This is a genomic window from Xanthobacter sp. NM-59 (genome assembly GCF_021401125.1).
Taxonomy (GTDB): domain Bacteria; phylum Pseudomonadota; class Alphaproteobacteria; order Rhizobiales; family Xanthobacteraceae; genus Xanthobacter.
Window position 1 is genome coordinate 244,163 of the sequence record NZ_JACBFQ010000007.1, and the last position, 21,027, is coordinate 265,189.

General features: G+C 67.7%; 19 protein-coding genes. 16 read left to right on the forward strand and 3 right to left on the reverse strand.

Annotated features, from left to right (window positions below):
* Window positions 1-18: 18 nt before the first annotated feature.
* From L0966_RS14365 to pgi, 14 genes are all read left to right on the forward strand, one after another.
* Window positions 19-1,656 (forward strand): acyl-CoA dehydrogenase family protein, encoded by a 1,638-nt coding sequence (locus tag L0966_RS14365; protein ID WP_234052627.1) that lies wholly within the window; start codon window positions 19-21, stop codon window positions 1,654-1,656.
* Window positions 1,657-1,895: 239 nt separating this feature from the next.
* Entirely contained in the window at window positions 1,896-2,177 is a 282-nt protein-coding gene (locus tag L0966_RS14370; RefSeq protein ID WP_012113283.1) for an acyl carrier protein, read from the forward strand.
* A 52-nt stretch (window positions 2,178-2,229) separates the two neighbouring features.
* Window positions 2,230-2,703: a 3-hydroxyacyl-ACP dehydratase FabZ family protein gene (locus L0966_RS14375; RefSeq protein WP_234052628.1), complete on the forward strand. Its 474-nt coding sequence runs from the start codon at window positions 2,230-2,232 to the stop codon at window positions 2,701-2,703.
* On the forward strand, window positions 2,696-3,883 hold the full coding sequence (locus L0966_RS14380; RefSeq protein WP_234052629.1) for a beta-ketoacyl-ACP synthase: 1,188 nt from the start codon (window positions 2,696-2,698) through the stop codon (window positions 3,881-3,883). The genes L0966_RS14375 and L0966_RS14380 overlap by 8 nt, the downstream gene beginning before the upstream one ends.
* Window positions 3,884-4,195: 312 nt before the next feature.
* The gene (locus L0966_RS14385; protein ID WP_234052630.1) at window positions 4,196-5,479 is read left to right on the forward strand and encodes a beta-ketoacyl-ACP synthase; all 1,284 of its coding nucleotides are present in this window, start codon (window positions 4,196-4,198) and stop codon (window positions 5,477-5,479) included.
* A 313-nt stretch (window positions 5,480-5,792) separates the two neighbouring features.
* Window positions 5,793-6,542, forward strand: a complete 750-nt coding sequence (locus L0966_RS14390; protein ID WP_234052631.1) for an SDR family NAD(P)-dependent oxidoreductase — start codon at window positions 5,793-5,795, stop codon at window positions 6,540-6,542.
* A 21-nt stretch (window positions 6,543-6,563) separates the two neighbouring features.
* Window positions 6,564-7,586, forward strand: coding sequence for a zinc-binding dehydrogenase (locus L0966_RS14395; protein ID WP_234052632.1), 1,023 nt, complete (start codon window positions 6,564-6,566; stop codon window positions 7,584-7,586).
* A 78-nt stretch (window positions 7,587-7,664) separates the two neighbouring features.
* Window positions 7,665-8,588: a lipid A biosynthesis lauroyl acyltransferase gene (locus L0966_RS14400; RefSeq protein ID WP_234052633.1), complete on the forward strand. Its 924-nt coding sequence runs from the start codon at window positions 7,665-7,667 to the stop codon at window positions 8,586-8,588.
* Window positions 8,589-8,775: 187 nt separating this feature from the next.
* Window positions 8,776-9,720, forward strand: a complete 945-nt coding sequence (locus tag L0966_RS14405; protein WP_234052634.1) for a diguanylate cyclase — start codon at window positions 8,776-8,778, stop codon at window positions 9,718-9,720.
* Between the two features lie 104 nt (window positions 9,721-9,824).
* Window positions 9,825-10,307: a 5-(carboxyamino)imidazole ribonucleotide mutase gene (gene purE / locus L0966_RS14410; RefSeq protein ID WP_234052635.1), complete on the forward strand. Its 483-nt coding sequence runs from the start codon at window positions 9,825-9,827 to the stop codon at window positions 10,305-10,307.
* A 4-nt stretch (window positions 10,308-10,311) separates the two neighbouring features.
* Window positions 10,312-11,421, forward strand: coding sequence for a 5-(carboxyamino)imidazole ribonucleotide synthase (locus L0966_RS14415; protein ID WP_234052636.1), 1,110 nt, complete (start codon window positions 10,312-10,314; stop codon window positions 11,419-11,421).
* A 76-nt stretch (window positions 11,422-11,497) separates the two neighbouring features.
* Window positions 11,498-11,839: a hypothetical protein gene (locus L0966_RS14420; protein ID WP_234052637.1), complete on the forward strand. Its 342-nt coding sequence runs from the start codon at window positions 11,498-11,500 to the stop codon at window positions 11,837-11,839.
* 189 nt (window positions 11,840-12,028) lie between these two features.
* Window positions 12,029-12,256, forward strand: a complete 228-nt coding sequence (gene rpsU, locus L0966_RS14425) for a 30S ribosomal protein S21 (protein ID WP_234052638.1) — start codon at window positions 12,029-12,031, stop codon at window positions 12,254-12,256.
* Between the two features lie 860 nt (window positions 12,257-13,116).
* Window positions 13,117-14,745, forward strand: coding sequence for a glucose-6-phosphate isomerase (pgi, locus tag L0966_RS14430; protein WP_255684021.1), 1,629 nt, complete (start codon window positions 13,117-13,119; stop codon window positions 14,743-14,745).
* Between the two features lie 19 nt (window positions 14,746-14,764).
* Here pgi and L0966_RS14435 read toward each other — a convergent pair whose 3' ends face one another.
* Window positions 14,765-15,235 (reverse strand): CBS domain-containing protein, encoded by a 471-nt coding sequence (locus tag L0966_RS14435; protein WP_234052639.1) that lies wholly within the window; start codon window positions 15,233-15,235, stop codon window positions 14,765-14,767.
* A gap of 386 nt (window positions 15,236-15,621) precedes the next feature.
* Window positions 15,622-16,860 (reverse strand): glutamine-hydrolyzing carbamoyl-phosphate synthase small subunit, encoded by a 1,239-nt coding sequence (carA, locus tag L0966_RS14440; RefSeq protein ID WP_234052640.1) that lies wholly within the window; start codon window positions 16,858-16,860, stop codon window positions 15,622-15,624.
* Between the two features lie 378 nt (window positions 16,861-17,238).
* Between carA and L0966_RS14445 the strand changes: the two genes are divergently transcribed.
* The gene (locus L0966_RS14445) at window positions 17,239-17,700 is read left to right on the forward strand and encodes a GatB/YqeY domain-containing protein (RefSeq protein WP_234052641.1); all 462 of its coding nucleotides are present in this window, start codon (window positions 17,239-17,241) and stop codon (window positions 17,698-17,700) included.
* Window positions 17,701-17,956: 256 nt separating this feature from the next.
* Here L0966_RS14445 and L0966_RS14450 read toward each other — a convergent pair whose 3' ends face one another.
* Window positions 17,957-19,375 (reverse strand): sodium:alanine symporter family protein, encoded by a 1,419-nt coding sequence (locus tag L0966_RS14450; protein WP_234052642.1) that lies wholly within the window; start codon window positions 19,373-19,375, stop codon window positions 17,957-17,959.
* 299 nt (window positions 19,376-19,674) lie between these two features.
* Between L0966_RS14450 and dnaG the strand changes: the two genes are divergently transcribed.
* Window positions 19,675-21,027, forward strand: a 1,353-nt coding sequence (dnaG, locus tag L0966_RS14455) for a DNA primase (protein WP_234052643.1), incomplete at its 3' end; no start/stop codon positions are given.

Below are 21,027 nucleotides of genomic sequence, written 5' to 3' on the forward strand. Positions count from 1 at the left end.
ACCAAGTGGGGGAATGCCATGGATCAGCCGCGCTTCACCGATGAGGTGTTCAATCAGGCGCCGCCCTTCGGCGACCTGAATCTCGCCGCCCTCGACACGCCACTGATGGAGAGCGTCGAGGCGGCCGGCCACGCGGAGGCGCTGTGCGCCATCGGGGCCGAGTGGGGCAGCATCGACCGGCTGGCGCTGGGGCGCCTCGCCAACGAGAACCCGCCACTGCTGCACAGCCACGACCCCCAAGGCCGGCGCTGCGACATGGTGGAGTTCCACCCCGCCTACCACACGCTGATGGCGGCCAGCATGTCCGCCGGCCTGCATTGTTCCAGCTGGGACGTGGCCGGGCGCCCCCTGCACCGCCGCCGCGCGGCCCTGCTCTATGTGGTCAGCCAGGTGGAGGCAGGCCACGTCTGCCCGCTCACCATGACCCATGCCGCCCCGGCGGCCCTGGCGGCGGCGCCGCATCTGCTGCGCGCCTGGCTGCCGCGCATCCGCTCGCGCTGCTATGACAGCCGCTTCCTGCCCTTCTGGGAGAAGGCCGGCGTCACCATCGGCATGGGCATGACGGAAAAGCAGGGCGGCAGCGACGTGCGCGCCAATGTCAGCCGCGCCGTGCCGGTGACCGCCGACGAATATGAGATCACCGGCCATAAATGGTTCTTCTCCGCCCCCATGAGCGACGCCTTCCTGGTGCTCGCCCAGGCTCCAGCGGGCCTCACCTGCTTCCTCATTCCCCGCTTCCGGCTCGATGGCGCCGTCAATGGGCTGCGGCTGATGCGGCTGAAGCGCAAGCTTGGCAACTGCTCCAATGCCTCGTCCGAGGTGGAGTTCGACCGGGCCTTCGCCTGGCGGGTGGGGGAGGAAGGACGCGGCGTGCGCACCATTCTCCAGATGGTGCAGCTGACGCGGCTGGATTGCGCGGTGTCCTCCGCCGGCCTGATGCGGCTGGCGCTCACCCTCGCCCTGCACCATGCGCACAACCGCCGCGCCTTTGGGCGCAGCCTGGTGGATCAGCCCGCCATGGGCATGGTGCTCGCCGACCTCGCCCTGGAGGCGGAGGCGAGCACCGCCCTGGCCATGCGCCTAGCCGAGAGCTTCGAGGCCGGCGCCGGCAATGGCGGCCTGAACAGCATGGAGGCGGCACGCGCGCGGCTGCTGACTCCGGCGGTGAAGTTCGCCATCTGCAAGGCGGCACCCGGCTTCATTTTCGAGACCATGGAGGCGCTGGGCGGCAATGGCTATGTCGAGGAGGGCCTGATGCCCCGCCTCTACCGGGAAGCGCCCGTGAACGCCATCTGGGAGGGCTCCGGTAACGTGGTGGCCCTCGACCTGCTGCGCGCGGCCACGCGCGAGCCCGACGCCCTCCAGACCCTCCTCACCGAGCTGAAGAGCGAGGCCGCCGGCCTGCCGGGCGTGCACGCCGCCGCCGAGGAGCTGACCCGACTCATCGGCCCCAACACCCCTTCCGAGGCCCATGCCCGGCGCGCGGCCCAGACCCTCGCCAATCTTTCCGCTACGGCCGCGCTCGCCCGCACCGCCCCGGCTGAGGTTGCGGAGCACTTCGCCGCCACCCGTCTCGCCCAGCCGCGCGGATTGTTCGGTACCAACGAAATTTCCAGCATCTGCGACCTTCTGATCGAGCGCGCGTTCGCCGCCTGACGCTTGCGGGGCGCGGTGCGACGTGCGATGAAAAGTCCACGCGGCGGGATCAGTTGACGTAAGGTCGCGCGGGCACCTGCAAGGCGGGGCCATTGAAACCTCGGCAAGCGTTCGCTATAGGGGCCGTCAACTCATCCTAGGGCCATCCGGCCGCACCTTCGGCCGTGGCCGTCGGCAGCGCGCCGCCCGCAAGACGCGGGTGCGGCGGGGAACGGCCAGTACACGAGAGGCGTCAGTCCATGTCTTCCACGTTCGACACGGTGGCCAACATCATCGCGGAAACGTGCGATATCCCGCGGGACACCATCACGCCGGACAGCCACGCCATCGACGATCTGGGCATCGACAGCCTCGACTTCCTGGACATCGCCTTCGCCATCGACAAGGCGTTCGGCATCAAGCTGCCGCTGGAGCAGTGGACCCAGGAAGTGAACGACGGCAAGGCCACCACCGAGCAGTATTTCGTGCTCAAGAACCTCTGCGCGCGCATCGACGAGCTGGTCGCTGCCAAGGCAGCCTGAGTCCGGCTTGAGCTCGACTTGAATTTGAACCGCGTGCGACCGGACGGAGCGAATGCGTCCTGAAGTCTTCAAGATGATCGACCGGGTCGTTTCCATCGACCCGTCGCTCGACAAGATCCATTGCCAGGGCCTGGTGCCGCAGGAAAGCTCCATCTTCGATGGCCATTTCCCCGGTCACCCCATCATGCCCGGCGTGCTCCTCATCGAAGCCATGGCGCAGACCACAGGATGGCTCATCCTGGCGCGCAACCGATTCGAGAAGATGCCCTTCCTCGCCACCGTGAAGGAAGGCAAACTGCGCACCTTCGTGGTGCCCGGCCAGAATCTCGACCTTTACTCGGAGATCCTGCACGAAGGCTCCGGCTTCGTGGTGGCCCGCACCCAGGGCCTCATCGAAGGCAAGCTGATCTGCAACGCCGAGCTTACCTTCCGCGTGCTGCCCTGGCCGGAAGGCAAGATGAAGGCGGTGGTCCTGAAGGTGGCCGAGCACGTTAACTTCCCCCTGACGGACTTTGCCAATGCCTGATGCACGCGCCGCGCGGCGTGAGGTGTGGATTACGGGCATCGGGCTCGTATCCTCGCTGGGTGAGGGCCTTGAGGCCCATTGGGACGCCCTGACGAAGGGTCAGGCACCCGTCACCGACGCGACCACGTTCGCGCCGTATGTGGTGCATCCCCTGGTCAAGGTGAACTTCGACACGCAGATCCCCAAGAAGGGCGATCAGCGGCAGATGGAGGCCTGGCAGCGCATCGGCACCTATGCCGCCGGCCTCGCTTTGGACTCCGCTGGCGTCGCCAAGAACACCGAGATCCTGTCCAAGACCGACATGATCGTGGCGGCGGGCGGCGGCGAGCGTGACTTCGCCGTGGATGCCGCCATCCTCAATGACCTGTCCACCTCCAACGATCCCGGCCGGCTGCTCAATGAGCGCCTGCTCTCGGACCTGCGGCCAACCCTGTCGCTGGCGCAGCTCTCCAACCTGCTCGCCGGCAACATCTCCATCGTGCACGGGGTCACGGGCTCGTCCCGCACCTTCATGGGCGAGGAGAGCGCGGGTGTGGACGCGGTGCGCATCGCCCATGCCCGCATCGCCGCGGGCCAGAGCGAGATCGGCCTCGTGGGCGGCGCCTACAATGCCGAGCGCGAGGACACCATGCTCCTCAACGACCTGGACGACTTCTGCCTGAAGGGCGAGTTCCGTCCGGTCTTCTCCAGCCCGGAACCGGGCATCGCGGCAGGCTCCATGGGCGCCTTCCTGGTGCTCGAATCGCCGGAGCATGCAACCGCGCGCGGCGCCACGCCCATCGCCAAGCTCTCCGGTGTCTGGTCCGAGCGGGCGCGGCGGCAGCTGGACGGCGCGGTGCGCGACAAGGTGCGCGCGCTGCTCACCACTGCGGGGACCGACGGCGCCAGCGCCATCATCTCCTGCGCCACCGGCGCACGGGCCGCCACGGCGCCCGAAGCGGAAGCCATCGCCACCACCGGCCTGCCGGTGCGGGCCGTGGCCAATCGCATGGGCCATGGCTTCGAGGCCCAGTTTATCGCCGGCCTCGCCCTCGCCGCCCTGTGCGTGTCCAAGGGCGCGCTCTATCCGGCCCTCCCGGGGGACCCGGTGGAGAAGGCGGCCGATGGGGTGGACCGCGTCGTGGTCACCTCGGTCGGTCATTGGCGCGGCGAAGGCGCCGGCGTGGTGGAAAAGATCTGAGGGCGCGCGGCGCCTTCATGTTCCGCGTGGCCCGGGGCATGCCCTTCCGCGCGGAAGAGTGAGCGACACGCGCCCGGATCGGCCGAGCACCTCGGCCGATCCGGGCGTTTCGCCATTTCAGTACCTTTTGTGAAGATGCGGCTTCGCGAAAGGCGGACGGTTGGTAAACCGCTCATTTACCTTGTGGGCGGCTTCAGCTTATTTTCCGGCGAGATCGGCCACCGGCCGCGCGCGATGCGGATGCGCGCCGGGCCGATCCAGCCATTCACGGGCGCCTCGGGCGGGCGCAGCTCGAATTGGGGGAGCCGCGACATGACGCAGGCGCATCTGGACAAATTCGGTCGGCCCATCGTGGTGGTCACCGGCATCGGGCTCGTCACCTCGCTCGGCCAGGGCAAGGAAGACAATTGGCGGCGCCTGACGGCGGGCGAATCGGGCATTCACACCATCACCCGCTTCCCCATCGAGGGCATGCGCACCACCATCGCCGGCACCGTCGACTTCCTGTTCGAAGGCCGCGTGCCCGCGCCGGATCTTTCCGAGAAGCTCGCCACCCTGGCGGTGGAGGAAGCCATTGCGGAAGCCGCCATCGGCACGCCGGGTGACTTCCCCGGCCCCCTCTTCGCCGCTGTTCCGCCGGTGGAGCTGGAATGGCCCGAGCGCCGGCAGATCGCCGATGCGGTGGGCCGTTACCCCATTGTCTATCATGACCTTCTCGCCGCCGCCGATTCGGGCAAGTTCCGCCCCTGGCACGAGCGCTTCCTGTTCGGCTCCGTGGCTGACCGCCTGGCCGACCGCTTCGGCACCCGCGGCCAGCCCATTTCCCTGTCCACCGCCTGCGCGTCGGGAGCCACTGCGATCCAGCTGGGCGTGGAAGCCATCCGCCGGGGCGACACGGACGTGGCGCTCTCCCTCGGTACCGACGGCTCCGTGCACCCGGAAGCGCTGATCCGCTTCTCCCTGCTTTCGGCCCTGACCACCGCCAACGACAAACCTGGGGAGGCCTCCCGCCCCTTCGCCAAGAGCCGCGACGGCTTCGTGATGGCGGAAGGCGCCGCCGCTCTGGTGCTGGAGAGCTATGAGCATGCCGTGGCGCGTGGCGCCAAGATTCTCGGCGTGCTGGAAGGCTGCGGCGAGATGGCGGACAATTTCCACCGCACCCGCTCCAATCCCGATGGGCGCCCCATCATCGGCTGCATGCGCAATGCCTTCGCCGATGCGGGCATCACCGCCGACGACGTGGACTATATCAACGCCCACGGCACCTCTACCCCCGAGAACGACCGCATGGAATATGTGGGCCTGAAGGGCGTGTTCAGCGAGGAGAAGCTGGCCAAGACCCCCATCTCCTCCAACAAGTCCATGATCGGCCACACGTTGACTGCGGCGGGGGCCATCGAGGCGGCAGTGTCGCTGCTCACCATCGCCAATGGCCGCATTCCGCCCACCATCAATTACAACATCCCCGATCCGGCCATTCCGCTGGACGTGGTGCCCAACGTGGCGCGCGATGCCGTGGTGAAGCGGGTAATTTCCAACTCGTTCGGCTTCGGCGGCCAAAATGTGTGTCTGGTGCTGGCGGGCGAGCCGGCGTGAGCCGACCGCGACCGCGCGCCCGCGACGCATCCGGCCTGAACGCCTCCTGCCCGCGCGCCATTCATTCGTGCAGCGGCCATTCAGGGGTAACCCGCCCCCTCTCCCATTTGCGGGGGCGGACGATGGCGGGGAAGCGCCACATCCGCCCGACCGTGCCGGCTCGCGGAACTGTGCTTGTGCCAGCACGCTGCCAGGCCGGCCTGCGCGGGCAGCGGCAATCCCCTGCCCCGCGGTCCCGCGCCGTGAGATACCCCATCCGCCCCTTCCCTGACGCCCCCGTCCCGGCGTGGGCGGTGAACGCATGGTGCCCCAGATGAAACCCATCCTCGTCACCGGCGGCGGCCGGGGCCTCGGCGCCGCCATCGTGCGCCAGCTGGTGGCGGCGGGCTATGCCGTCACCTTCACCTACCGCTCGGCCATCTCGGAGGCGGAAGCCCTCATGGCGGAGATCCGCGCCGCGCACCCTGAGGCGCAGCTCTCCGCGATCGCCCTCGATCTCGCGGACCGTGCGGCGGTGGACGCCTTCGCCCAGGCGCTGGAGGAAGGCGAGACCTGGTATGGCTTCTGCCACAATGCCGGCGCCTCCTATGACACCCTGGCCGCCGTGATGGACCAGGACAAGGCGGAAGGCGTGATGCAGGTGAACCACTTTGCCTTTGCCCGCATCGCCCGGGCTTTGGTGCGACCCATGACGCGGGCGCGCGAAGGGCGCATCGTGGCCATCGGCTCGGTGGCGGCGCTGCAGGCTAATCCAGGCAATGTGGCCTATGCGGCCTCCAAGGCCGCCCTGCTCGCCCATGTGCGCGGCCTTGCCATCGAGACCGCGCGGCGCGGGGTGACGGCGAACTACATCGCCCCCGGCTTCATCGATACCGCCATGCTGGAAAAGTATGCGGACTATCGCGCCAGGATGGAGGCGCAGATTCCCGCCGGCCGCTTCGCCACCCCCGACGACGTGGCGCAGGTGGCGGCCTTCCTCTTCTCCCCCGGCGCGGGCTATATGACCGGTGCCGTCCTGCCGGTGGATGGAGGGCTTTCCGCCGCCCTGCCCGCCCACCGCTGACCCGAAACAACAGAGAACAACATGCGTGGCCTCCAGCTCGTCTCCGACCGCAAGCTCGAAATCGTGACCCTGCCCGAACCCGATGCGCCTGGCGCCGGTGAGGTGCAGATCCGCGTGAAGGCGCTGGCGCTCAACCATATCGACGTGTGGGGCTGGCGCGGCATGGCATTCGCCAAGCGCAAGATGCCGCTCGTGGTCGGCGCCGAGGCCGCCGGCGAGATCGTGGCCCTGGGCGCCGACGTGCGCGGCCTGAAGGTGGGCCAGACGGTGGCCATGTACGGCGCCATGACCTGCGGACACTGCAAGAACTGCCTCGCCGGGCGCGACAACCTGTGCGAGAATGTGGGCGGCGTGCTGGGCTTCCACATTGACGGCTTCGCCCGCGACATCATCAACATGCCCGAGCGCCTGGTGATCCCCGCTCCCGACGACATCTCCTTCGAGGATGCCGCCTGCGCGGGCATCACCTTCTCCACCGTCGAGCACATGCTGTTCGACAATGCCAAGCTGGTGGAGGGAGAAACCGTGCTCGTGCACGCCGGCGGCTCGGGCATCGGGTCGGCGGCCATCCGCCTCGCCAAGGATGTGGGCGCCATGGTCATCACCACCGTGGGCGACGACGAGAAGGCCGAGAAGGCCAAGGCGCTGGGTGCCGATCACGTCATTAATTACCGCAAGGACCGGTTCGAGCACGAGGTGCGCAAGATCACCAAGAAGGTGGGCGTGGACGTGGTGTTCGAGCATGTGGGCGCCGACACCTGGAACGCCTCCCTGCTCTCCATGAAGCCCGGCGCGCGGCTCGTGACCTGCGGTTCCACCTCGGGTGTGAGCGTGCAGATGAATCTGATGCAGCTCTTCCAGCGCCAGTACAAGATTTTCGGCTCGTTCGGCGCCACCATCAAGAATGTCTCCGATGGCCTGGAAAAGATGGGGCGCGGCGTGAAGCCGGTGATCGACACGGTCGTGCCCCTCGAGAACTTCAACGAGGGCCTGGAGCGGCTCGAAAGCCGCCGCGTCTTCGGCAAGATTGTCGTGAAGTTCTGAACGCTCATCGCGACGGGCGTGGCCGGGGCTCGGCCCCTGCGCGCCCGCGCCTTTCTTCTTGCCAGCCGGTGCCGCGCCTTGCCTCGCCCTGAGACCCTCATTCGCCGCCTCAAGTCCCGCCTCACGCCCGTGGCGGAAGCGATCGTGGGCGGCTATGTGCGCTTCTCCATCTGGTGGCTGCGCCTTTGGCCGCACTGGCTCTCATCCGGCGGCATGGCGTTCTGGGCGTGGCTGCTGGGCCCCTTCTTCCCGGTGAGCAACACCGCGCGGCGCAACCTCAAGGCCGCCTTTCCGGAGAAGAACGAGCAGGAGATCGAGCGCCTGGTGGGCGGCATCTGGGCCAATCTGGGCCGGCTCACCGCGGACTTCGCGCAGCAGGATCGCCTCTGGGACTATGATCCGGCGCACCCCAATACCGGCCGCATCGAGGTGAAGGGGGCCGAGATCTTCGAACGCCTGCGCGACGACGGCCGCCCTGCATTGTTTTTCACCGCTCACACGGGCGACTGGGAGCTGTGCGCCATCGCCGGGGCTGCGTTCCATGTGCCCGGCGGGGTGCTCTATCGGGCGCCCAACAACAGGAAAGCCGCCGAGCTGATCGAGGAGATGCGCTCGGGCACCATGCCGGGCCTCATCCGCGCCGGCCGCGATGCCGGACGCCTCATGGCGCGCATGCTCGCCGACGGCCAGCATATCGGCATGCTGGTGGACCAGTACTGGACCGGTGGCCCGGAAGTCATGTTCTTCGGCCGCCCCTGCGCCACCAATCCCACCCTGGCACGCCTCGCCCGCCAATTTGACTGCCCGGTGCATGGCATGCGCGTCGTCCGTCTGCCGGGCGCCCGGTTCCGCATCGAGATCACCGAGGAAGTGGCTCTGCCCCGCGATGTCGAGGGCAAGATCGACGTGGTCGGCGCCATGCAGTCAGTTACCTCCATCATCGAAGGCTGGGTGCGCGAGCACCCGGAGCAGTGGCTCTGGCTGCATCGTCGCTGGAGATGAGGGCTGATTTTGCCGGGTCTTGTGCTCAAGACCCGCTTGACGCGCGCTGGTATTGCGGGAAATAGGCTTGCAGGTTAGCCGGTGTGCAGGCACGCTTCCGGCTCATCCCCTGCAGCTCCCCAGGCGGCCGCCCCCGCGCTGCGGGAGCCACGGCCCGCGCGTCACACGGCGAGACACGGCGACTGAGATGCAAATCGTTCTGGTGGATTCCAGTCGCGTTTCGCTGAAGCTCATCAGCCAGACGCTGGCGCAGGCCGGACACGAGGTTGTGACCTTCTCCGACGGCGCCACCGCCCTGGAATACCTGCGCTCGGGCTATCCCCTCGACGTGCTGCTGACCAGCTTCGAGCTGCCCCATATCTCCGGGCTGGAACTGTGCTGGGAAGCGCGGCTGATCGCCAATGAAGGCCGGCCGCTCTACGTCATCGCCATGTCGTCCAATGCCGATGGGCACCAGCTGATCGAGGCCCTCGATTCGGGCGCCGACGACTTCGTGGCGAAGCCGCCCGTGCCGGCCGAGCTGTTCGCCCGCCTGCGCGCCGCCGAGCGCCTGAACCAGGCCCGCCGCGAGCTGATTCGCCTCGCCACCGTGGACCCCCTCACCGAGCTGCTGAACCGCCGCGCCTTTTTCGAGCGCGCCCAGAACATCTGCTCGGCCGCAACCGCCGAAAAACCGGTGTCTCTGGTGATGTTCGACATCGACCACTTCAAGCGAATCAACGATTCGCGCGGCCACGATGCCGGCGACTGTGTTTTGCGCGCGGTGTCCGCCCTCGTCCGCCAGGGTCCGGGCCAGGCCGCGCGGCTCGGCGGGGAGGAATTCGTCGTCATCCTGCCCGCAACCGCGGCGCCCCAGGCCTGGGCCATGGCCGAGGTCCTGCGCACAAAGGTCGCGGGCATGCAGGTGCCCGTGCCCTCGGGCGGGCCCGTCAGCGTCACCATCTCCCTCGGCCTCGCCCAATACCGGACCGGCGAGACCGTGGACCAGTTCCTCAAGGCCGCGGACGTCGCGCTTTATGCGGCGAAGACCGAGGGGCGCAACCGCACCGCCGTCGCCCACGCCAGCAGCGTGCTGCACCTGCCCGACGGCGCCGGCTACGAGCCTCCCGGCCCGCTGAACCATCCCGCCTGACGACCGGAAATTCCATCGTGATGCGTTCGGATCCGCGAACGGGCCTTGCCCGAGCCGCGGCGATCCGATAAAGGCGCCCTTTGCGTTTGCTGAGGATGATCGAAATGGGATCGCGGCCGGTGGCCGTCATCATGGGCAGCCAGTCCGATTGGGAAACCATGCGCCACGCTGTCGAGACGCTGCAGGCGCTCGACGTTCCCTGCGACGCGCGGATCGTCTCGGCCCATCGCACGCCAGATCGCATGTACGCCTTCGCCAAGAGCGCCAGGGCGGAGGGCTTCAAGGTGATCATCGCCGGAGCCGGCGGTGCCGCGCACCTGCCGGGGATGGTGGCCGCCCTCACCACCCTGCCGGTGTTCGGCGTGCCGGTGGAATCAAAAGCCATGTCGGGGCTCGACAGCCTCTATTCCATCGTCCAGATGCCAGCCGGCGTGCCCGTGGGCACGCTCGCCATCGGCAAGGCCGGCGCCGTCAATGCGGCGCTGCTCGCCGCCGCCGTGCTGGCCGGGTCCGACGAGGCCCTGGCCGAGCGGCTGGAGGCGTGGCGGGCCGAACGCACGGCCGCCGTCGCGGAACAGCCCGTCTGAGACCATGCTTCAGCCCGGCGACACCATCGGCATCCTCGGCGGAGGCCAGCTCGGTCGCATGACCGCGCTCGCAGCCGCTCAGCTCGGCCTCAAAAGCATCATCTTCTGCCCCGAGGCGGGCAGCCCCGCCTTCCAGGTCAGCGACGCCCATGTGTGCGCCGCCTATGACAATTGGCAGGCTCTCGCCCGCTTCGCCGGCATGGTGCAGGCGGTGACCTATGAATTCGAGAACGTGCCCCTGGACACGGCCGAATTCCTCGCCGCCCGCGTGCCGCTGCGGCCCGGCCCCCGCGCGCTGGCGGTGAGCCAGGACCGGCTGCAGGAAAAAACCTTCGTCAACGGCCTTGGCATAGAGACCGCGCCGTTCGCCGCCGTGGACGACCTGGAGGGGTTGAACCGGGCGGTGGCCGCCATCGGCCTGCCCGCAGTGCTGAAGACCCGCCGCTTCGGCTATGACGGCAAGGGCCAGGTGACGCTGCGCCCCGGCGACGACCTCGCCTCCGCCTGGGACGCCATCGGCCGGCAAAGCGCCATCCTGGAAGGGTTCGTGCCGTTCGAGCGCGAGGTCTCCATCATCGCCGCCCGGCGCTCCGACGACGCCTTCGCGGCTTATGAAGTGACCCAGAACGTCCATCGCAACCACATCCTGCACACCTCGACGGTGCCCGCGGAAGTGAGCCCGGCCGCGGCCCGGCAGGCCCGCGCCTGTGCCTGCGCCATCGCCGGCGCGCTGGATTATGTGGGCGTATTCGCGGTCGAGCTGTTCGTGGTGGGCCGTGGCGCCCAGGAGCGGGTGATCGTCAATGAGATCGCCCCCCGCGTGCATAATTCCGGGCACTGGACCCAGGACGGCGCCATCACCTCCCAGTTCGAACAGCATGTGCGCGCCATCGCCGGCTGGCCCCTGGGTGAAACCGGTCGCATCGGCCGCGTGGAGATGACCAACCTGATCGGGGATGACGTCTCCACCTGGCATGAGCTGCTCGCCGAGCCCGGCGCGCACCTGCATCTGTATGGCAAGGCCGAGGCCCGGCCGGGTCGCAAGATGGGTCATGTGAACCGCATCTGGCCCGATGATTCCGGCTGTTCCCACATTCCCGACAAAAGCTGCTGACACCCGCGACTCACGGTGTGATACAACCGTTAGCGAATCAGTCACTGCGTTTCTTTTCGGCAGCGGGGGAACCCGAATGGCCAACGGCGAAGCTTTGCTCGACATCCGCCAGACAGCCCTCCAGATGGCGCGGTCCGGTCGCTTCTGTGGCTGGCGGCTCATCGAGATCGAGCTTCGCTTCATCCGCGGGCTGAAGATCGCGCAGGCTTTGTTCCATGATGTGGAGCTGCGGGATGAACTGGACGCGCTCTGCCGTGCCGCCCAGCGCCACCGCCGCCCCCAGGCGGGATTACCCCCGGTCCCGAAGTATCGCTTCCACGGTGCCACCCTGCCCCGCCCGCCGGTGATCCGCTTTCTCTGGGATACCGCCCCGGAGAGCCCCCCTCCCTTCGGTGAGGCGCTCGCGAGCGCGGGATAATAAGCCGGCGCAAGGCTTCGCGGGTGAAAGGCCCCTCGCGCAGGCGAGTGGACAACCTTCCGCTTGTCTGATAATAGAGCGGCTCCTTCGGACATGCCGCATGGTCGCCGCATGGCGCTCTGCCCCAAGGTTCGGAGTTCCAGATCATTTCCGCACCGGATCGGCGCAACAGCTCGAAGAGGCAAACACGTGCAAGTTCTCGTCCGCGACAACAATGTTGATCAGGCCCTGAAGGCGCTCAAGAAGAAGATGCAGCGCGAAGGGATCTTCCGCGAGATGAAGCTGCGTGGTCATTACGAGAAGCCGTCCGAGAAGCGCGCCCGCGAGCAGGCCGAGGCCATCCGCCGCGCCCGCAAGCTGGCTCGCAAGCGCGCCCAGCGCGAGGGCCTGCTGCCCTCCAAGCCGCGCAGCCGCTGAGTCTTCGGACCGGCCCTGCCGTCTCGTTTCAAAGCGGGGCGACATTTCCGATTCGGGACCGATCTCGTGACGTTTGCAATCCGCGCGGCTGACCTGCGCGGATTTTTGCGTGACCTCAGTTTCAAGACCCGCCGCAAAGCGACGATGTCCTCGCCGCCTGTCCGCATTTTCCTGGCCGCGACTCCGCGCCGGACATGGCGTTAAGGCGATGGACCGGCACCGTCCGCCCGCGGGCCTCGCGCCGCGACTCACCCCAAAGCTCCCGCCCCATCGATCCGTGTGCTTCGGACGCATCCCTCGCAAGGCACAGCTGCGCCCGCCCTTGCTGCAAGGCGCCACCGCGGGAGTTCGCTCACCAAGGATCGCTGCCCCTCCTCGCCACCCGACTCTCGCCGGAAGCCTCAAGATCCAGAAGCCTCAAGATCCGCTTGCGGTGAATTCTCTCGTCCCCCCGGATGCGGCCCAACCAGGGCGTGCTATAGGAGCCGGATCGGGAATACGCTTTCCGCGCGATTTCGGGGGCACGGGCGCATGGTCGGTGCGCGGGCACGGCAGGCAGGACGCTGCGATGCCGTCCAGGCATGTCCCCGTTTCGCGGAATCGGAGAGATGCTTTAGCCTGTTGAGTTGACGCGTTTTCTTGATACGAGCTGGGATCCACTGCGCTCGAAGACGCCCTAGGGTCATCACTCCACCACGCAATCGCCTTCAATCGGGCAGTCACGGCACATGAGCGACGTACTGCGGTCAACGTCCGGGGGCATGAAGAGCCTCGGTACCTCAACCCCCGTGAGACCGGCTTCCGAGGATCCGCAGGGTTCTGCCCTGCGGCCGGCGGATGGTCCAAGGACCGCTTCGTCCATGACCGCGACTCAACCCCTCTGGCGCATGCTTTCCTCCACCCGGGCGGCCACCCGCCGCCCGCTGCGCGAACTCAATGCGGAACCGCGCCGCTTCGAGTCCTTCTCGCGCAACCTGGGAGATTTGCTGCTCGACTTCTCCAAGACCGAGCTGGATGCCGATGCCCTGGCGCTGCTGCTGCGGGTGGCGGAGGTGGCCGGCGTGGCGCGCCAGCGCGATGCCATGTTCGCCGGTGAGCGGATCAATGCCACCGAGCACCGCGCGGTTCTGCATGTGGCCCTGCGCGACAGCACGCCCGCGCCGCTCATGCTCGACGGCGTGGATGTGAAGGCCGAGGTTCGCGCCAGCCTGGAGCATCTTGCCGCCTTCGCCCGCGCGGTCCGGGACGGGAGCCTCAGGGGCGCCACCAGAAACACCTTTACGGATGTGGTCAATATCGGCATTGGCGGGTCCGATCTTGGCCCGGCCATGGCCACGCTCGCGCTCGCGCCTTATCATGACGGTCCGCGCTGCCATTTCGTCTCCAATGTGGATGGCGCCCACATCGCCGACACGCTCAAGGGGCTGGATCCCGCGCGCACCCTCTTCATCGTGGCGTCCAAGACCTTCACCACCGTGGAGACCATGTGCAATGCCCGCACGGCGCGCGGGTGGATCGCGGGCGCGCTGGGCGAGGATGCCGTCGGTGCCCATTTCGCGGCTGTCTCCACCGCCACGGACAAGGTGCAGGCCTTCGGCATCTCCGCCGACCGCACCTTCGCCTTCTGGGACTGGGTGGGTGGTCGCTATTCCCTGTGGTCGGCCATCGGCCTGCCGGTGATGCTGGCCATCGGGCCCGAGCGCTTCCGCGAGCTGCTCGCCGGCGCGGAGGCCATGGACCACCACTTCCGCAACGCGCCGTTCGAGGACAACCTGCCGGTTCTGCTGGCCCTGATCGGCCTGTGGCACCGCGATGTGTGCGGCTATGTCAGCCGCGCCATAATCCCCTACGACCAGCGCCTGGCGCGCCTGCCCGCCTATCTCCAACAGCTCGACATGGAGAGCAACGGCAAGAGCGTGACCCGCGATGGGCAGCCCGTGGGCCAGCCCACCGGGCCCATCGTCTGGGGCGAACCGGGCACCAATGCCCAGCACGCTTTTTTCCAGCTGCTGCACCAGGGCACCGAAATCGTGCCCGTGGAATTCCTCATTGCCGCCGAGGGGCACGAGCCGCAGCTGCGCGCGCACCATGAGCTGCTGGTGGCGAGCTGCCTCGCGCAGTCCGAGGCGCTGATGCGGGGCCGCACCCTGGAGGAAGCAACCGCGCAGCTGCGCGCCAAGGGACTGCCCGAAGCGGAGGTGGCCGCCCTGGCGCCCCATCGCGTGTTCCCCGGCGACCGCCCCTCCGTCACCCTGGCCTATCGCCAGCTCGACCCCTACACGCTGGGCCGCCTCATCGCCCTCTATGAACACCGCGTGTTCGTCGAGGCGGCGGTGTGGAACATCAACGCCTTCGACCAGTGGGGCGTGGAGCTCGGCAAGGAGATGGCGACGGCTCTGCTGCCGGCCGTGCGGGGCGAAAGCGCGCCCGTTGGCGCCTCCGCCTCCACGCTCGGCCTGCTGGCTCACCTCTCACCACGCGCCCGCTGAGCGATCGGATCGCCTTTTCTCAGCGCAGCACTGCGAGTTCCGGCGTGGTGCTGCCGAGAAAGGCATCGGCAATGCCCCGCGCCTCCGCCTCCCGCAGGAAGTGGCGCAGCAGGTCGGTGGCGCTGATAACGCCCAGCAGCGCGAAATCCTCCATCACCGGCAGATGACGCACCTGATTCTCGTTCATAAGCCGCAGGGCCGTGACGATGGAATCGGAGGGCTCGCAGCAGATCAGCTCCCGTTCCAGGAACGAGGCGAGCACCATGTTCGGCGTGGCGGAGCCGTTCTCCAGCAGGGCACGGGTCACGTCACGTTCCGAGAACACGCCGATGACGGTGCCGTGCTCGGACGGGCATTCATCCATCACCAGGACGGATGACACGTTCTCCCGCTTCATCAGCAAAGCGGCCTTCGCCACGGTGTCCGAGACACGGATGGCGATGATGCGGGTGTCGCGCTTCTCGCGCAGGATGTCGTCCACGGTGATCACTGCGTTCCCTCCTCGCCCGGCTGGCGACGATTGCGGCGGCGGATCTCCGGACACGCTTGCTTGACGCCTCCAGCCACCCTCATGGTGGGGTGCGACAAATCGCCATGTCAACACAAACTGCGACACTTTAGCTCAGGATACCGCTTCCGAGCCGCGGAATACCGTTGGGGCAGCGGCGCAGGCGCGCAACCGCGCTGCGCCGGGCGAAAGCCCCGGCGCGTCGCCTCTACGATCAAAGGTGAAAAGGGCGGCTGACAGGGGGATGCGAGGGCGTTTTCGCGCGGAGTGGGACTCCGCCACATCGAGAAAACGCGTCACCTCAAGGCTTGATGCCCCCGACGGCGAGGGGAGTGGCGCCCCGCCAGACGGCGGGGCGCCAAGGCGGCTCAGGCCGCCTTGTTCTTCGCGATCAGTTCCACGAACCGGTCGAACAGATAGTGGCTATCCTGCGGGCCGGGGCTCGCTTCGGGGTGATACTGCACGGAAAACACCGGCTTGTCCGACAGCGCAATGCCGGCATTGGAGCCGTCGAACAGGGAGACATGGGTCTCCACCGCATTCTTCGGCAGGCTCTCCCGGTCCACGGCAAAGCCGTGATTCATGGACGTGATCTCCACCTTGCCGGTGGTGAGGTCCTTCACCGGGTGGTTCGCGCCGTGGTGGCCCTGGTGCATCTTCACGGTGGTCCCGCCCACGGCGAGGCCGATCATCTGATGGCCAAGGCAGATGCCGAAAGTGGGCACTCCCGCCTCGATCACCGAGCGGATGACCGGCACCGCATATTCCCCCGTCGCCGCCGGATCACCGGGGCCGTTGGAGAGGAACACGCCATCGGGCTTCAGCGCCAGGATGTCCTCGGCGGAGGTGGTGGCGGGCACCACGGTCACCTTGCAGCCGGCGGCGGCGAGCAGGCGCAGGATGTTGCGCTTCACGCCATAGTCCACGGCCACCACGTGGTGGCTGGGCGCCTCCTCGCGGCCATAGCCCTCGGGCCACTGCCACGGGGTCTCGCTCCAGTCGAAGCGCTGGGCGGTGGTGACGGAGGGCACCAGGTCCATGCCCACCAGGCCCGGCCAGGCGCGAGCCTCGGCCTTCAGGGCGGGGATGTCGAAGATGCCGGTGGGCGAATGGGCGATCACCGCATTGGGCATGCCCGCTTCGCGGATCAGCGCCGTGAGCGCCCGGGTGTCGATGCCGGTGATGCCGGGAATGCCGCGCGCCTTCAGCCACGCATCCAGCCCGCGCGTGGCGCGGTAGTTGGACGGCGCGGTGATGTCCGTGCGCAGCACCACCCCCCGCACGCCCGACGCGGCCGCCATGGACACCGTTTCGATGTCCTCTTCATTGGTGCCGACATTGCCGATATGCGGGAAGGTGAAGGTGATGATCTGCCCCGAATAGGACGGATCAGTGAGGATTTCCTCATAGCCGGTCATGGCGGTGTTGAAGCACACCTCGCCAGCCAGCGTGGTTTCGGCACCGATGCCGAAACCCTCGAGCACCGTACCGTCGGCAAGGACGAGAACGGCGGTGGGGACAGGCTCGCTCCAGCTGTCGGCCGCAGCAGAGCGCCCGGAACCGGTAGAGAGCGGCTCGGTGGGGGTCTGGTCTTGTTCGTTCGTCATGGATCGCCTAGATAGAGCGTCACGCGCCGCGTTTCCAGCGTCCGCGCGCGAAAAAACGTGTGCGCCGTCGCCCGGCGATCAAGATGATCCGGTCCGGCAGCCAGGATGGCCTCGCCCCGTTTCCCAAGGGAGCGTTCGCGAAGCCCCCCGCAAACCGGCCCTTTCGCCTGCAGGCCCGGCCAAACGACACTGGACCATTTGAGCCCAAGCGGGCCAAAGCCATGGGTGAACCGCGACGGGTGAGCCGTGAAGTGAATACGGGGGCCGCAGCCTCAGGTCCGTCAGATCTCGCTTCGAGGTCGGCACCAAGCCCTGCGCGCCCACCCGGCCCTTCCGCCCGATTGTCCCGCCCCGCTCTTCTTGCAAGGAAATCGATCCGTGCTTCGTGACGACATTAACGCCGCCCTCAAAGAGGCGATGAAGGCCCAGGACAAGCGCCGCCTGTCCACGCTGCGCCTCGTCAACGCCGCCCTGAAGGACCGCGACATCGAGCAGCGCGGCCACGGCAAGGACCCCCTCACCGACGACGAATTGCGCGCCCTGCTCGCCAAGATGGTGAAGCAGCGCGAGGAAAGCGCCAAGATCTACGAGGAGGGCGGCCGCCCCGAGCTCGCCGAGCAGGAGCGCGAGGAAATCGGCTACATCCAGCCTTTCCTCCCGCAGCAGCTGTGCGAGGCCGACACCCGCGCCGCCATCCAGACGGTGATCGGCGAGATCGAGGCCAAGGGTATCAAGGACATGGGTCGCACCATGGCCGCCCTGAAGGAGCGCTATGCCGGCGCCATCGATTTCGGCAAGGCCTCCCAGTGGGTGAAGGACGCCCTGACCGCCGCCGGCTGACCCTTCGCGGAGCAGCGGAAGCAACCGGGTGAGCATCGCGATTCGCAGAGCTCACCCGTGCCTCAACGTCCACTGGCCGCAAGGCCCTGCCTCCGGGCCATTGCTCGGATCCACGCCGCAGGCCCAAGCCCCGCGTGTGTCCGCATGACCAGCCGCCATGCGGCCTCGGCTCTTCAGGGAAGCCCGAGACGGCCTGTCCTTCGGCCATCCCCGGCTTGCTCCCCGCGCACCGGCTCTCACCTCGCCTGGAAGCACTCTAGCGGCGGCTCCAGATCTCCGCGTCGATCTGATCCTTCAGCTCGGGCATCTCGCTCGCCAGGAACATGGGTTCCAGGCCGGCCCGGCGCTTGTCGAGATAATCCTTGGTCAGCTTGGCCACGAGGCCCGAGAGCAGCACGATGGCCACGAGATTGATGGAAGCCATCAGCCCCATGGCCGCGTCCGCCGTGTTGAACACGGTGGCCACACTCTGCAGCGAGCCCCAGATCACCATGCCAAGCAGCGCCACCCGCAGGATCGCCACCCCCGCCACATGGCCGTGGCCCAGGAACACCAGCGCATTCTCGGCATAGGAATAGTTGCCGATGATGGAGGTGAAGGCGAAGAAGAAGATGGCGATGGCCACGAAATAGCGCCCGGCCGAGCCGATATAGGTCTCCATCGCGGCCTGGGTGAGTTGGGTTCCGTTGACGCCATTGCCGGGCACCAGCACGTCGGCCAGCAAGATCAGCAGCGCGGTGGCGGTGCAGATGACGATGGTGTCGATGAACACACCCAGCGACTGCACGAAGCCCTGGCTCACCGGGTGGTGCGGATCGGGCGTCGCCACGGCGGCGATGTTGGGGGCGCTGCCCATGCCCGCTTCATTGGAGAACAGGCCGCGCTTCACGCCATTCATCATGGCCACGGTCACAGCCCCCATCACGCCGCCAGCCGCGGGCTCCAGGCCGAAGGCGCTGGCCACGATGTGATAAAGCATGGCCGGCACTTCGGTGATGTTGGTGATGAGCGCGTAGAAGGCAAACAGCACGTAGGCGCCCGCCATGAACGGCACCACCAGTTCCGCGGTGCGGGCGATGGCCGCGATGCCGCCGAAGATGATGATGCCGGCGAGCGCCGCAATGACCACGCCGGTGCCGAGCTTGGGCAGGCCGAAGGCGCCTTCCATAGCATCGGCGATGGAATTGGCCTGCACCGCATTGAACACCAGGCCGAACGAGATGATGAGGCAGACCGAGAACACAGCCCCGGCCCACGGCGCCTTCAACCCCTTGGCGATATAGAAGGCCGGGCCGCCGCGATAACGCCCCTCGTCGTCCTTCACCTTGTAGAGCTGGGCCAGGGTGTTCTCGGCGAAGGCCGTGGCCATGCCCAGGGTGGCCACCACCCACATCCAGAAAATGGAGCCCGGCCCGCCGAGATAGAGCGCGACCGCCACGCCCGCGATATTGCCGGTGCCCACCCGCGAGGCGAGCGAGGTGCACAGGGCCTGGAACGGCGTGATGCCGGATTTGTCCGTGGCATTGGCCCGGAAGACGGAGCGCAGCATCTCCGGAAAATGGACGACCTGGATGAAACGCAGCCGGAGCGTGAAATAAACGCCCACCGCCAAAAGGCCGTAGATGAGCACATAGCCCCAGAAGATCGTGTTCAGAAAATCGATGATCGCGTCCATGGCCCCGCGCCCCGCTGCACGCCTCTGGTCCCGCTCTCTGCGGTTGTGGGGTCGAGGCTATCTTCGGCCACGGCGAGCGTCCATGGCAAAGCTCGCGTTTTGCGCCCCCGCCGCGCGCTTTCCGCTCCGCGAGCCGGCCATGTGGATAATGAGGATAGCGGGCGCATGTGGCGCGGGCGGGCAATCGCCGCGCGGATCATCAGAAAGCCCAAGTGGTGTGCATTTACACATGGGAGCTAGGATGCGGTTTCGCCTCCACTCCGCCCATTCACCGTCCCCTGTGCTGAACTGATTCGCGAATGCGCTTTTCGCCCGCGTTCCTTGACGAGATCCGCGCCCGCCTGCCGGTGTCGGAGGTGGTGGGCCGTCGCGTCAAGCTGAAGAAGCAGGGGCGCGAGTTCGCCGGCCTCTCGCCCTTCAACGCGGAAAAGACGCCCTCCTTTTTCGTCAATGATCAGAAGGGCTTCTATCACTGCTTCTCGTCCGGCAAGCACGGCGACGTGTTCGACTTCCTGATGGAGACGGAGGGCCTGCCCTTTGGCGAGGCGGTGGAGCGGCTCGCCTCCATGGCCGGCCTGCCTTTGCCGGAAGAGACGCCCGAGGCCGCCGCCCGGGAGGAGCGCCGCCGCTCCCTCTATGAGGTGATGGCGCTGGCCGCCCGCCATTTCGAGGAAACCCTGCAATCCCGGCTCGGCGCCAAGGCCCGCGGCTATCTGGCCGACCGCGAGCTGGGCCCCACCACCCAGCAGCGCTTCCATCTGGGCTACGCCGCCGGCGAGCGCTTCCACTTGAAGGAGGCGCTCGGCAAGCAGGGGGTGCCGGTGGAAGCCATGGTGGAAGCCGGCCTTCTCATTTCCGGCGAGGACATCCCGGTTCCCTATGACCGGTTCCGCGACCGCGTGATGTTCCCCATCACCGATCTGAAAGGCCGCGTGGTGGCCTTCGGCGGCCGCGCGCTGGAGAAGGATGTTCCGGCCAAGTATCTGAATTCGCCGGAAACTCCGCTCTTCCACAAAGGCAGCCTGCTCTATAACGGCTTCGACGCGCGCGCCGCCGCCCACAAAGGCGCGCGGGTGATCGTGGTGGAAGGCTATGTGGACGTGATCGCCATGGTGGAGGCCGGCTTCGGCGGGGCCGTGGCGCCGCTGGGCACCGCCCTCACCGAGGACCAGCTGCAGCTTTTGTGGCGCATGTCCGAGGAGCCGCTGCTGCTGTTCGACGGCGACAAGGCCGGCCAGCGCGCCGCCGCCCGCGCCATGGATATCGCCCTGCCCCACATCAAGGCGGGCCGCTCCCTCACCTTCGCCACCCTGCCCGACGGCCAGGACCCCGACGACCTCATCCGCCGTTCCGGCCGCGAGGCCATGGAGCAGGTTCTCGCCGGCGCCCGGCCGCTGGCCACCGCGCTCTGGGAACGGGAGAGTGGCGCCGCCGCACTCGACACGCCGGAGCGCCGCGCCGCCCTGGAAGCACGCCTTAACGAGGTTGTGAACGCCATTGCCGACGAGACCGTGCGCAAGCACTACCGGCAGGACATGAATGAGCGGCTGCGCGCCCTGCTGGCCCCCGCGGGCGGGCGCGGCGGCCGGCGTGAGGCCGGCGGCTGGCAAGGCGCTGGCGGGTCAGGCGGTGGCTGGAGCGCGGGCCGCTCC